This window comes from Candidatus Campbellbacteria bacterium (assembly GCA_024653945.1).
Taxonomy (GTDB): domain Bacteria; phylum Patescibacteriota; class Minisyncoccia; order Phycocordibacterales; family EsbW-18; genus EsbW-18.
In genome coordinates, this window is sequence record JANLIT010000003.1 from 117,058 (window position 1) to 130,023 (window position 12,966).

Below are 12,966 nucleotides of genomic sequence, written 5' to 3' on the forward strand. Positions count from 1 at the left end.
ATGAATGCTTTGTTTCATAAAAAAGTGAAAACCCTCTCGGAAATAACCCCCAGTTTTTTCTTTATACAAATCGGCGCGAAAGGTGGGGGGTGGCCCGACCCTATTCGACGGTATGTTTTAAAATATAACTGGCAGGGGATTTTCGTGGAACCAATTCCCTATTGGTTTAAAAAACTCAAAAAAACCTATACCAATGCGCTGAATGTTTCTTTTGAAAATGTTGCAATCGCGGAAGAAAATACAAAACGTGTTTTTTACCATGTGCGAGAAAGTAATTGGTATCTCCGCCTTATTGGCGGATCTTTAAGCTCGTTCTCTAAAGAAAATATTCTGAAGCATGTGCGGTGGTGGCGCCCGCCAGGACTACGTTCAAATATTATTGAAAGCACACTCAACTGTTTGTCTTTCAATACTCTCCTACAAAAGTATGGTGTTCAAAAAATAGATCTTCTTGTTATTGATACCGAAGGATATGATTTTAAAATACTCGCACAGGTACCTTTCAATAGAATTAGACCGTCTATGATTTACTACGAGCACAAACATCTAAGTGCCGAAGAAAAAACGGCTGGTGAAATACTTTTGAAATCAAACGGCTACCAATTTAAAAACGGGGTTCGAAACACGTTCGCTTGGACTAACTAATCACACTCTTTTCTTATCTTGGTGTGTGTTAAACTCGTGTTTACGGAGGCGTCGCATGGCGTCTTAGTGTGCAACGATTGTTCCCGATTTACACACGAGTAAACCGAGCGTATTGTAAATCACAATCCCAGATAAAGCGGAGGGTTCGCATAGTGGTCTAGTGCGCACGCTTGGAAAGCGTGTGTGCCGCAAGGCACCATGAGTTCGAATCTCATACCCTCCGCTTTGTGTGGGAGAAAGCGTGTGTGGGTCACACCACCGAGAGTTCGAATCTCTCCGCCTCCGCACCTGATGCAAAAATACCCCGCGAGGGGTATTCTTTGTGTCAGGAGGACGAGATTCGAAAGGCGGAACATACACCTGCCGAGTGTGGGAGAAAGCGGCACAGTTAATAAACCAAGTGTTCAAACAATCCAAAAAATCGCCAGGTCGTTAGGCGTTCCAATGGAGGAATTATAAAATAATTTTTATTATATGTTGGTAAAAATTCACGTAGAGATAATTATTAATAATACGGCAAAAAATATAGCCGACTACGCCTCTGATCCAGTTAACTGGACTGCCTCTAATCCAAAAGAGCACTTGGGATTGAAGTTTTATAATGACCAGAATCGTCCGGAGACAGGTGTAGAATTTTATCAGAAAGAAATGGTTGCTGGACTCTACAATGATTTGAAGGGCCACATACAGTATGCGGATTTCCCTTCAATAACAGTTTGGCGGGGGCTCGCCAAATATAAGCTACTCGGTTCTTTTATAACCTTTCACTTAGCAGAGGGCGGCTTAGTAAGAATCGAAGAGAATGGTGGCGTCTCAAAAATGAGCCATGATTATTACATTGATTTCCCTGATTCAATAATGGGCAAAATCCTTCACTGGTACTTTAATAAAAAAATGCGAAAGAGAAGCTATTTACCCATGGTGATAATGAATTAAAGTTTTTCAAAAAAGTATTAGACAGAAAATGATAGAATTTTTGAAATAATCTAAATATTTTATGGATAATGCATGGCTTTCAATCTTACCCCCGATAATCACCCTTGTTGCTGCGATTTGGTCAAAAAGAATTTTACCTTCGCTTCTGCTGGGCTTGTTGGTTGGCGGCTACCTGTTAAATCCTTCGATCGTAGGAGGACTGGAAACTGCCTTAGAAAAGGTAGTAGAGATATTATCTGATAAAGATAATTTGCAGGTGATATTGTTTCTATATCTGTTCAGCGGATTGATTGCTCTTATTAGAAAAGCGGGGGGCATCAATGCATTTTCTATTTGGGTCAGTAAATATGTAAAAAGTGAAACGGGAGTCTTTTACACTTTGTGGGCTTTGATCCCAGCTACTTTTATTGACTGTGCATTTAGGATTATAGGCACAGGTTCGATTATACGTTCGCTTGCCGAAAAAAATAAAGTCGTCAAAGAACGGTTGGCTTTTATGATTAACAATACTGCTAGTCCGGTTATTGAGCTTATTCCAATCGCCACCACTTATGTAGGGTTTAACATAGCCAACATCGGTCAGGGACTAAAAGCTGCGGGAGTCTTTGAAGAACAATCCGCATACAAAATTTTACTTCAAGCCATACCTTTTGAGTTTTTTAGTATTGTGGTTCTGGTCATAACTTTTCTTACCATATATTTTCAGTGGAAAAAGCCTTCTACCGAAAGACAAACAGACCACGCAAAAAAAGAAACCTCTGACGGAATGAATATGAATATGGAAGACGTCATGCCGGAAATAAAGCCACGGATAATTAACCTTGCAATTCCAATGCTAACAGTAATCTTTTTTAGTTTCTTTTTCTTCTGGTACTTTGGAAAAGCAGGGGGCGGAACAGTCTCATCTATCATTGCCACCACGGAACCCAACAAGGCAATGTTAGTGGCTTTGTCTATCTCAGTAATCATTACCGGCATTATTTACTTTTTCCAAAAATATTCCGTAAAAAAAATGACAACTGACATAATCTCGGGAGGGAATGAACTTATGAATATATTGGCTATCCTTATTGTGGCATGGTCTTTAGGAATGATTTCACAGGAATTAGGTTTGAGTAATTTCATTCAAGGGCAACTGGGGGGTTCCCTGCCCGCGTGGAGTATTCCTGTATCGCTCTTTGTTGTGGCCTCTGCCGTTACATACTTTATCGGCGAGGGCTGGGCTGCAGCTTCTTTAATTATGCCTTTTGCAATTTCTCTTGCCGTAACCGCTGGAGTAGGAATTCCAATTTGCGTAGCGGCGGTTATCACTGGGGGGACATTTGGAGATGTTACTTCACCTGTTGCTGGAATGACTAATATGTCATCCGATATAACTCGTGCCGATCATATTAAATATTTAAAATATGCCAGCCCGTATAATTTTACATCCGCAGGAATCGCCGCAGTTCTATTTTTAATAGCGGGGTTTTTTATTACCCAATAAGTCGGATGTTTCCTTCTGGCAATAGAGAATAGTGGCTTTTAAAAACATAGTTAGATAAAATTACAAAAGATCGAAATAAATTTATCAAAATTAAAAAAATAAGAAATATGAATTGTTGTGGAAATTTAAATAAATCAAATAGTGTGGAAAATCAGGTAGTCTGTCCGATAATGGGAAGTCCGGTTGATAAAGCAGAGGCGGAAAAAAGAGGGCTTGTTCGTGAATACAAAGGTGAAAAATACTATTTCTGTTGTAATGGTTGCCCGGAGAAGTTTGAGAAGAATCCAGAAAATTATACTAAAAATTAATTTATTAACTTCAAAAGAATGTTAAAATAAAAACCCCAGTCCGAATCCCGCCCGCATTCCTCCTTACAGGAGCAGTACACCTTTTGGATATTTTGTCTCACTTCGTTCACAAAATCTCTCAAAAGGTCTTGCAAAAGTGTCCCACACTTTCTCACCCCAGACCAAAAGTATTTTTCTACTGAAAAATCTTTCAGTCCTGCCTCGCCCCGTCGGGCTCCGGCCTTGCGAAGCTACGCTTCTCACCCTCCTGCGGGCGGAAAATCAGCCGAGGCAGGGCGAATCCATTCCCCCAGACAAATTGTTTCGCCCCGCCGAGTCCGCTTTAATCGTTTGGATTTTGCTCGAAATAGTTTCGAACTTTGTCCAACAAACACCGCACTTGACTTAAAAAGGTGGTGTACTAACATTGGGTTATGTCTTGTGGCTCGTTTTCATTTATTAGTATTTTTTAAACCCCTCTACTATATGCTTACGACAATTGCAATAATTTTAGTGGCCCTATGGTTACTTGGCTTTCTTGGTTTCCCTGCTCTTGGAGGTTTTATTCACATACTTCTCGTGATAGCAATTATTCTGTTTTTGATTCGTGTTATCCGCGGAGAAAATCCTCTTAAGTAATCGGTCGATAGTCACTCATTACTATTTACTATACTAATTAAAAAAACAATGTATGGAAAATCAAACTAATTATCCACCTGTGCAACAAGAAAACAGCTCTGGAGCAAACACGGTATTGATTGTTGTTGTTATCCTTATTCTCGCAGGTTTTGGTTTCTGGTGGTACAAAAATCAAAATAGCCCAACACCTCCTGCTGATCCAGGTGTTACTATTATCGACGTGAATCTTCCCCCTACTACTCCAGATACCACAACACCCTAAACAAAGCAGCACTTTGAGTTTATAAAATGCACTATTTAAAGTAGTGCATTTTGTATTTTATGGAGCCGTGTTTCAAAAATCTACAAATCCGCAACTCGTTTTTGGTATGCACGCCAACCTAGATAACATCCGAACGTAAGAATAAGTGCACTTATATAAAACGCGATATGTTGTTGTGGTTCTAAAAAGTACCGAGAAAATTGCACTGCACCAAAAAGACCAATCAATCCAAGAAGAATATCAAGAATGCGATTTTCATCCATTTCGTGCACACCGTTAAAAATTTCCACAATTTCCCAAATAATCATTCCAGTGAGTGTGACAAAAAAGAGAACTGGGGTTGAAAGCCCTAGAAACGAATTGGCAAAACCAATCGTGACACCGGAGAAAAGGTGTACCACCATCCATAAATCCCATACCCTACCCTCGCGCCATGTTTTTGAAATAAAAGGAATTCGTGACATATGCTAGTTTTTTCCAAGAAGTGCTCCGATTCTTTCGGAAACTGGCGGGTGAGTCAAAAACAACTTTCTCCAGAAACCAATTTTTTTCTCGTGTCCTCCACCAAGCGGACTACTAATAAAAAGATGTGCTGTAGCTTTGTGTACTCGCTTCATGGGTTGTGTATATGAGGATATCTTCGAGAGCGCTCCTGCAAGCCCTTCTGGATAGCGCGTAAGCAATGCCCCCGATGCATCTGCTAGAAACTCACGTTTGCGTGAAATAGCGAGCTGTATGCACAGACCTGCAATTGGCGTCAGAATAGCAAGTACAATGCCGGCAATAACAAAAAGTGCGTTTCCTCGATTGTCATCACCCCCTCGAATATGACGCGACGTACGCAAGAAAAAATCAGAGAGCAGACTTAAAAAACCAACAATAATCACAACAACTGTCGACAAAAGGATGTCCCAATTGCGTATGTGTGAGAGTTCGTGGGCAATGACACCCTCAAGCTCTGATCTATCTAACATATGTAGCAACCCTGTTGTTACGGCAATTGTTGCATGCTCTGGATTTCGCCCAGTCGCAAATGCATTCGGAGCATCATCAGTAATCACGTAGATTTTTGGCATCGGAATACCTGCAGTAATGGAGAGATTTTCTGTAACGGTGTATAAATCAAAAAACTCTTCACGTACTGCGGGGCGTGCACCAGACAGAGAAAGTGCCAATTTGTCGGAGTACCAATAGCTTCCTATATTCATCACCAAACTAAAAATAACAGCCGCATACACAATTTCTGGTGCGCCATATACTTGTCCGAAAAACCAACCAACAACTACAATAATGCACAAAAAACCAACCATAAGAAGCCATGTTTTGGTAATATTATTTTCTTTATTGGAGTATAAGGAGCTCATGTAAAGTACGAAATCCGAATATCGAAACCCGAAATAATGTTTAATTCTCTAAATTCAAAAACTTTAAACATAAGAATTTGTTGATTTTTTCGAATTTCGTATTTCGAGTTTCGGATTTTATCTTAGCGTGGTTGATTTTCTGCCATGAGGTCACCCATTTGCGCAACCATTTCTTGATTTCTCATTTCAATTCTTTGTATCAATAAATATGCACGCCATGTCACAATCACCATCAACACAACAACAATAACCACAATATACCAAACCGAACTGACGTTTCGATTAAAATGTGAATAGACTGATTGCATAGATAAACCTACTTTGTACGCGTTTTTAAGATTGCATCAACCTCTTGTATTTCTTCAAAAATACCCGCAATAAGGTCAAGCTCACGCGCTTCAGTAAGATTCACCCATTTATACTCTACGGCATCTTCGTCAAGCTCAACATCTCCAGAAAGATAGGGTGCGTAGTAACTCAAGACCAACACAGGTATCCCATCGGGACGAATAAACGTCATATCAAGTAAATACTCAACTTTACCAACTTCCACACATACTTCTTCTTGTAGTTCTCTTCTGAGAGCTTTTTCTACTGCTCCGTACCAACCCGCATTTCCGTGTGTCTGTGGCGTATGTATATAATCGTCTGTTTCCAGACCACCCCCAGGAACGGTCCATTTGTTTGGATGCACCTTTTTAGTTGGACTTCGTTTTGTAACAAGATATTTTCTCTCAGTGTTATAGATAATACACGTAATCGCAACACGGTGGAGTTCCTTATTGTGTATCTCAACCATAGCGGTTAAAACTGCACTTTTACTGGTTCGCGCTCACTTTCGTCGGCGTCAAAGAATGCACGTTTTACAAAGTTAAATGCACGAGCAATAACATTACTTGGAAATGAATCCACTGCGGTATTGAGGTCGCGAACATTTGTGTTGTAGAAGCGTCGTGCTGCTTGAATTTTGTTTTCAGTGTCGGACAGTTCCCGTTGAAGTTCAAGGAAATTCTGGTTTGCTTTGAGCTCTGGGTATGCTTCTGCGATAGCAAAGAGTGATTTCAAAGTTCCTGCTAGAGCATTCTCTGCTTCTGCGTGTTGTTCAACTGTTTGTGCGCCCATAGCAGCGGCACGCGCCTTGGTAACGTTTTCAAACGCCTCTCGCTCATGAGTTGCATATCCCTTCACCGCCTCAACGAGGTTTGGAATGAGGTCATACCGACGTTTGAGTTGTACATCAATATCTGACCACGCCTCATCGGTTCGATTATTAAATCGAATAAAACGGTTGTACATAAAAATCGCCCAAACAACAACGAGTGCAATAACTATAAGAAGCAGTGTAAGTGGTGACATAGAGAATAAAAATAAAGCTTATATATCAAAAAGTATATCACTTTTTGATGCTAAACACCTCAAAATTCCTTCCTAGTACTCCATTCCGCCCCCGTGTTCATGAGGTACTGGTTTTTCTTCCTTTGGCTCTTCAGCAATCGCCACCTCGGTTGTAATGAGCATAGCAGCCGCAGAAACTGCGTTTTGAAGGGCCGTACGTGTTACTTTCACTGGATCAACGATTCCTGCTTCCAACATATCATTCACAAGTGTGTCATCTGTCGCATTATATCCAGAGTTCTTTCCACTTTGTTTTACTTTTTCAACAATAACGAGTCCGTCTTCTTTTCCAGCGTTAATGGCAATTTGTTGAAGTGGGGCGCTCAGTGCCTTCACCACAATGGCGTATCCGATACTTTCTGCGTCTGTTCCCTCTTTTCCAGTTGATAGTTTTTTAGCAACTTTGACCAATGCACTACCGCCTCCAGGAACAATTCCCTCCTCGATGGCAGCTTTTGTCGCATTTACCGCATCTTCAATTTTGAGTTTCAAGTACTTCATTTCGGTTTCCGTTGCAGCACCTACACGAATCACCGCAACACCGCCCGAGAGTTTTCCAATGCGTTCTTGAAGTTTTTCTTTATCGTATTTTGAATCTGTGTTTTTGAGCTGTGTCTGAAGTTGGGCAACGCGAGCATCAATATCTGCCTTCTTTCCTTTTCCTCCAACAATCACTGTTGAATCCTTTGTAGACACAACGCGTCGTGCTTTTCCAAACATTTCTACCGTTGCTTTTTCCAACTTTATTCCCGTTTCTTCTGAAATAACTTTTGCACCAACAGTAATGGCAATATCGGCAAGTACTTCTTTCTTCCTATCACCAAATCCTGGAGCCTTAATTGCCAACACATTAAACCCACCACGCAGTTTGTTAACCACAAACGTCGCGAGTGCTTCCCCATCAATATCATCTGCAATAATCACCAATTCTTTTGTTCCACTCTGAGCAAGCCCTTCAAGAAGTGGGAGAACCTCTTTGATGACCGAGATTTTTTTGTCCGTTACCATGATAAACACATCACGATACTCTGCTTCCATACGCTCACTGTTGGTAACCATGTACGGCGAAATATATCCCTTATCAAACGCAAGACCCTCAACCACCTCAGAATCAACACCGAGCGTTTGTGATTCTTCAACAGTTACCACCCCGTCTTTACCAACAGTATCAATTGTTTCGGCGATAATTTTTCCTAACTCTTTTGATTCTGAAGAAATCATTGCAACCTGTTGTATCTCTTCTTTATTTTTTATTGGTTTTGCAAGAGTATGCAGGGCCTTCACCACATCCTCACCTGCGCGCTCCATACCATGACGAATGGCCATAGAATTCACACCAAGTGTTGTGTGTCGCAGTCCCTCATTCACAAGTGCCTGTAAAAGAACGATGGCGGTTGTTGTGCCATCTCCGGCAATATCATTGGTTTTTCCAGCAACCTCCTTTACAATTTCCGCGCCCATGTTTTCAAATCGATCAGAGAGTTCAATCTCTTTTGCAATTGACACGCCGTCATTGGTTATCATCGGTGCACCATATCCTTTTTCCAAAACAGCATTGCGTCCGCGCGGACCAAGGGTGACGCGCACTGCGTGTGCAACCTTATCAATACCACATTTCAATGCTTCTCGCGCCTCTGTATCAAAAAGAATTTTTTTACTGGTCATGGTATTGGGAAGCTCAAAATTCAAAGTCCAAAGCTCAAAAGTTTTTGAAGTTTAAAATTTTAGTTTTTTTTGGATTTTGTGCTTTGAGCTTTGTGTTTATTTTATCACTGCTAATATAGAATCTTCTTTTAAAATAAAGTATTCAACACCGTCTATTTTAATCTCATCATATCCATATTTTGAAAATACAACCGTGTCGCCAACCTTTACCCGGACAGGTACTAGCTTTCCGTCACCATACCGCCCCGGACCAACGGCAATAATTTTTCCCTGCTCTGGTCGTTCTTTGTCAACGGTTTCTGGAATGATGATGCCCGAAGCGCGTTTTGTTCCATACTCATCTGTTGAGAGAGGTTTGAGAAGTACGCGGTCACCAAGAGGTATGACGCTTGATTTTTTTTCAGTTTTTTTACTTTGTTTTTTCTTCATATCCAAAAACTATTAGGGGCTTATAAAGCGCCCGTAGTATACGCTTTAAAAAGGTGTTGACACAAGGGTCACTACCCTTTCTTGATATGAGTCATTGCGTATCCAAGTGTGCCGGTCGGCTGTCCAGCGCGCGTTGAAGGAACTTTTTTTCCGGGATTAAAAATTCCCTTTGGATCAAAGATTTTTTTGGTTTTTTCAAATAGTGCGTACATATCATCACCAAATTGTTGTTTAAGAAATGGTGTACGGATAATACCGTCATTATGTTCTCCTGTAATTGAACCTCCATAGGAAAGTACGAGGTCATACACACGACGAGACAGCTCGGGAATTATTGCACGCGCTTTTTCATTGGTAAGGTCCATAAGTGGAATGATGTGGAAATTGCCGTTACCAATATGACCAGCTATGTTGTGAATCATGTACTGCTTGTATTCCTCAAGAATGGCATATAGTTTCGGGAAAAAATCAGTCAGCACATCTGGTGGAACAACAATGTCGTCAATAAACGGCGCCGTTTTCATTCCTTGTACTTTGTGGCGCAATAAGTTAAAGCTCTCTCGGCGAATTAACCAATATTCGGCCATTTCTTTTGAACTACTCACTACTTCACTGTACCGTGGTGAAAGTGGTGAAATGTCGTGCACTAATTGTTGTGCCTGGGAAAGCAATACCGATTCATCATCCCCATCAAAGGTTACTTGTAATACAAGCTTTGGAATACCGTGACAAATCATTGACCACCCCTCACCAAGAGAATTAAACAGCAGAATAAAAATATTTCGTACACCGAGGCGTTTTATAAACTCCCAGAAAAATCGCAATGCAAGTTTGAGCGTTTTATCGTCATACGACTCAAATGTTGTAGGTTTATGTGTAAGCGTCGTTGCCACATAGGTCCCAATAGTTTCAAGAGAGTCAAGGAACATAATGACCATGACTGAGTGCTTTGACGGGCGAATCAGCCGAAATGTTGTTTCTGTAATAAGTCCTAGTGTTCCTTGAGACCCAACAAAAAGCTTTGAGAGATCAAATGTGTCATGTTCACGGTTGTACACATTCCAAAGGCAGTATCCTGCGGAGTTTTTTGACACTTTTGGACGCGCTTTTTGAATGATGTCTTGTGAACCAGTGACAAGCGCGTACATTTGTCTATAGATGTCACCTTCAAAATCTCTCTGAAGTAGTTTTTTTTGGAGTGCGTCATGAGAAAGTGGCGCTAGTGTGTATTCGTGCCCGTCAGAAAGAACAACTTTTACTTGCTCAACATAGTTTTCAACTTTTCCATATCGCAATGTTAGTTCTCCCCCTGCGTTGTTCGCCGTCATACCACCAACCATACATAGTTCACGAGATGCTGGATACGACGGCATGAGAAAATTTCGTTTTAGTGTCTCTTTTTCAAAATCACGATAGAAAACTCCTGGTTGTACAGATACATGTCCCGTTGTTCCATCTGCATCCGCAGTAATCGTCCCAATAGTTTTAAAGTATGTCCCAAAATCAACAACAACACCCTCTGAAAGTGCGCCACCATCCATACCAGTCCCCGCAGAACGCCCCGTCAATGTTGTTCCGTGAGTATCGGCATATGAAACAAGAGTACACACGTCCCGCACTGTGCGTGGCGATACTACTACTTGCGGTTGAACAGTAAAAAGAGACGTATCGGTACTATACGTCTGCAAGGTTTCATCATCCGTATGCACATCTCCTGAGAGTATACGTGCCAGTTCTCCATATAAACCTTCTGTCATATATATAGAGAACAGTGTACGTCAAGTATTCATAAAAAAACAGATATCTGTGTACACTTCACCTGCACACAATGATATGCTATAGTGGGTTTTCTAAAATAACGACACCATGGCGACATTCATTCCCTTCATTCAAATTGGCCTCGCACTACTTTTAATTGTGTTTATACTTATACAGCAATCAGATGCTGGTCTAGGAAGTGCGTTTGGAAGTGATGACGGAGGCATGCGACGAACACGGCGCGGAGCGGAGAAAATGCTTTTTACAACAACTATTGTGATAACTGTGCTTTTTGTAGTTTCAGCCATCGTAGCACTGCTTCTTCAATAGATATTTTTTGTCTCTCATTTCACCATACTTATCTCTATACGACATGGATCGAGAATTCCATATACCCGGAACGGGACACATTCATAGGGCTATATCGTCGTTTTCGTTTCTCGAAAAGGCGCTTGTTTCAGTTCTGTTTACCATTTTCATAGTAAGTGCGGTATGGATACTTGTGCGTGTCCACAACAACATCACCGTTACTATTCCAGCACCAGGGGGAACGCTTTCTGAAGGCATTGTTGGCACACCACGATTCATTAACCCACTCCTCGCTCAAACTGAAGCGGATAAGGATTTAACAATTCTTGTGTATTCGGGACTTATGCGCGCACAAAGTGGCGGAGAACTTATTAAAGATCTTGCCGAGTCCTACTCTATCTCTGATGATGGAACGGAATATATATTTAGTATCCGCAAAGACGCACGTTTTCATGACGCGACTCCGCTGACCGCCTATGATGTAGTATTTACCGTCATGAGTGCTCAAGACCCCCGCATTCAAAGTCCAAAACAAAATATGTGGGAGGGAATTACAGTGGAAGCACTTGATGAGTATACCGTTCGTTTTACTCTCTCTAAGGGATACGCTGGATTTCTTGGTAATACAACCCTAGGTATTCTTCCTCAACACATATGGGGGGAAGTTGCTGCTGAAGATTTTCACGGTTCTTCATACAATGTTCATCCTATTGGATCTGGACCATACGGCGTGGAAACTGTGGACATCAACAATGACGACTCTGTTCAGACATACACTCTTCGCTCTTTTGCGTACAACACTCTCGGTGCGCCGTACATTTCACGTCTCGTTATGCGCATTTTTGGAAATGAAAAAGATTTACTTGATGCATATGAGCAAGGAAAAATAGAAGCGTTCCATGGTATAGACGCCTTTGTTACACAGCGCGTTCTCAAAACAAACGACTCTCTCCTTCCGTACCCACTCCCTCGTACATTTGGCGTCTTTCTCAATCATAATAAGAAAGAAATTTTTACAAATGTTGCTGTACGTAAGGCGCTGTCGCATGCACTCGACAGACAAGAAATACTCAAAACAGTACTCGACGGTTTTGGAACTCCTTTATACGATCCATTACCACCGTACATTACCAACTCAATAGGTTCTTCAAAGACACACACTGTGGAAGAGGCGCGTGCCTTACTTGAGGCGGATGGATGGAAACGAGATGCTGAGTCTGGTGTGTATATGAAAAAAGATACATCTTTGTCGTTTACCATCAAAACCGTCAATAGTCCTGAACTCAAACTTGTTGCTGAATTCATACAAAGCCAGTGGAACGCTCTCGGCGCCTCTGTATCAGTTGAGCTGTTCGATCTCGGACAACTCGACCAAATGATTATCCAACCACGAGATTATGATGCACTTTTGTTCGGTCAAGCGTTGGGCCGAGACGCGGACCCATACCCATTCTGGCACTCTTCACAACGTAATGCTCCGGGACTCAATATTGCCCTCTATACAAACGCAGATGTTGATGCTACACTTGATGAACTACGAGGAACCCTTGATGTAAAAGAGCGCTCTGCCTTATACACATCATTTCTTGATGAATGGCGTTCTGATGTCCCAGCTATCTTCGTCTATATTCCTGATTTTTTGTATGTTCTTCCTGAACACATCCGTGGTGTTACTTCCGGACCAGTACAAGAAGGGGCCGAGAGATTCTTGGATGTCAACACGTGGTATATAAACTCACAAAACGTATTTTCTTTTCTTATTACAGGAAACACCTATTAGCATTTCATTAA

16 protein-coding genes and 1 tRNA gene are annotated in these 12,966 nt (G+C 41.4%); 9 read left to right on the top strand and 8 right to left on the bottom strand.

Features of this window, described 5'->3' with window-relative positions; translation table 11 throughout:
- The 7 genes from NUW02_02385 to NUW02_02415 all read left to right on the top strand — a co-directional run bounded on the left by NUW02_02385 (window position 1) and on the right by NUW02_02415 (window position 4,255).
- Window positions 1-645, top strand: a complete 645-nt coding sequence (locus NUW02_02385; GenBank protein ID MCR4274874.1) for an FkbM family methyltransferase — start codon at window positions 1-3, stop codon at window positions 643-645.
- Window positions 646-783: 138 nt separating this feature from the next.
- Window positions 784-868: transfer RNA gene (locus NUW02_02390), tRNA-Ser, on the top strand.
- 251 nt (window positions 869-1,119) lie between these two features.
- Window positions 1,120-1,581, top strand: a complete 462-nt coding sequence (locus NUW02_02395) for a hypothetical protein (protein ID MCR4274875.1) — start codon at window positions 1,120-1,122, stop codon at window positions 1,579-1,581.
- 61 nt (window positions 1,582-1,642) lie between these two features.
- Window positions 1,643-3,067: a hypothetical protein gene (locus NUW02_02400; protein ID MCR4274876.1), complete on the top strand. Its 1,425-nt coding sequence runs from the start codon at window positions 1,643-1,645 to the stop codon at window positions 3,065-3,067.
- A gap of 107 nt (window positions 3,068-3,174) precedes the next feature.
- Complete coding sequence (locus NUW02_02405; GenBank protein ID MCR4274877.1) at window positions 3,175-3,375, top strand: YHS domain-containing protein; 201 nt, start codon at window positions 3,175-3,177, stop codon at window positions 3,373-3,375.
- A 465-nt stretch (window positions 3,376-3,840) separates the two neighbouring features.
- Window positions 3,841-3,993 carry a lmo0937 family membrane protein gene (locus NUW02_02410; protein ID MCR4274878.1) on the top strand — a complete coding sequence of 51 codons (153 nt, stop codon included), beginning with the start codon at window positions 3,841-3,843 and terminating at the stop codon, window positions 3,991-3,993.
- Between the two features lie 52 nt (window positions 3,994-4,045).
- Window positions 4,046-4,255 carry a hypothetical protein gene (locus NUW02_02415; GenBank protein ID MCR4274879.1) on the top strand — a complete coding sequence of 70 codons (210 nt, stop codon included), beginning with the start codon at window positions 4,046-4,048 and terminating at the stop codon, window positions 4,253-4,255.
- Window positions 4,256-4,335: 80 nt separating this feature from the next.
- Here NUW02_02415 and NUW02_02420 read toward each other — a convergent pair whose 3' ends face one another.
- From NUW02_02420 to NUW02_02455, 8 genes are all read right to left on the bottom strand, one after another.
- Window positions 4,336-4,719 carry a hypothetical protein gene (locus NUW02_02420; protein MCR4274880.1) on the bottom strand — a complete coding sequence of 128 codons (384 nt, stop codon included), beginning with the start codon at window positions 4,717-4,719 and terminating at the stop codon, window positions 4,336-4,338.
- Between the two features lie 3 nt (window positions 4,720-4,722).
- Window positions 4,723-5,619, bottom strand: coding sequence for a M48 family metallopeptidase (locus tag NUW02_02425; GenBank protein MCR4274881.1), 897 nt, complete (start codon window positions 5,617-5,619; stop codon window positions 4,723-4,725).
- Between the two features lie 122 nt (window positions 5,620-5,741).
- Window positions 5,742-5,927 (bottom strand): hypothetical protein, encoded by a 186-nt coding sequence (locus tag NUW02_02430; protein ID MCR4274882.1) that lies wholly within the window; start codon window positions 5,925-5,927, stop codon window positions 5,742-5,744.
- 8 nt (window positions 5,928-5,935) lie between these two features.
- Window positions 5,936-6,418, bottom strand: a complete 483-nt coding sequence (locus NUW02_02435) for an NUDIX hydrolase (protein ID MCR4274883.1) — start codon at window positions 6,416-6,418, stop codon at window positions 5,936-5,938.
- 5 nt (window positions 6,419-6,423) lie between these two features.
- On the bottom strand, window positions 6,424-6,975 hold the full coding sequence (locus NUW02_02440) for a LemA family protein (GenBank protein ID MCR4274884.1): 552 nt from the start codon (window positions 6,973-6,975) through the stop codon (window positions 6,424-6,426).
- Between the two features lie 72 nt (window positions 6,976-7,047).
- Complete coding sequence (gene groL / locus NUW02_02445; protein ID MCR4274885.1) at window positions 7,048-8,679, bottom strand: chaperonin GroEL; 1,632 nt, start codon at window positions 8,677-8,679, stop codon at window positions 7,048-7,050.
- A 96-nt stretch (window positions 8,680-8,775) separates the two neighbouring features.
- The gene (locus NUW02_02450) at window positions 8,776-9,108 is read right to left on the bottom strand and encodes a co-chaperone GroES (protein ID MCR4274886.1); all 333 of its coding nucleotides are present in this window, start codon (window positions 9,106-9,108) and stop codon (window positions 8,776-8,778) included.
- A 71-nt stretch (window positions 9,109-9,179) separates the two neighbouring features.
- Window positions 9,180-10,865: an FAD-binding oxidoreductase gene (locus NUW02_02455; GenBank protein ID MCR4274887.1), complete on the bottom strand. Its 1,686-nt coding sequence runs from the start codon at window positions 10,863-10,865 to the stop codon at window positions 9,180-9,182.
- 109 nt (window positions 10,866-10,974) lie between these two features.
- On the opposite strand from NUW02_02455, the gene secG reads away from it, so the two are divergent.
- Together secG and NUW02_02465 are read left to right on the top strand one after the other, a co-directional pair.
- A complete protein-coding gene (gene secG / locus NUW02_02460; GenBank protein MCR4274888.1) occupies window positions 10,975-11,196 on the top strand; it encodes a preprotein translocase subunit SecG in 222 nt (73 codons plus the stop codon).
- Between the two features lie 43 nt (window positions 11,197-11,239).
- Window positions 11,240-12,955: a peptide ABC transporter substrate-binding protein gene (locus NUW02_02465; GenBank protein ID MCR4274889.1), complete on the top strand. Its 1,716-nt coding sequence runs from the start codon at window positions 11,240-11,242 to the stop codon at window positions 12,953-12,955.
- Window positions 12,956-12,966: the final 11 nt, after the last annotated feature.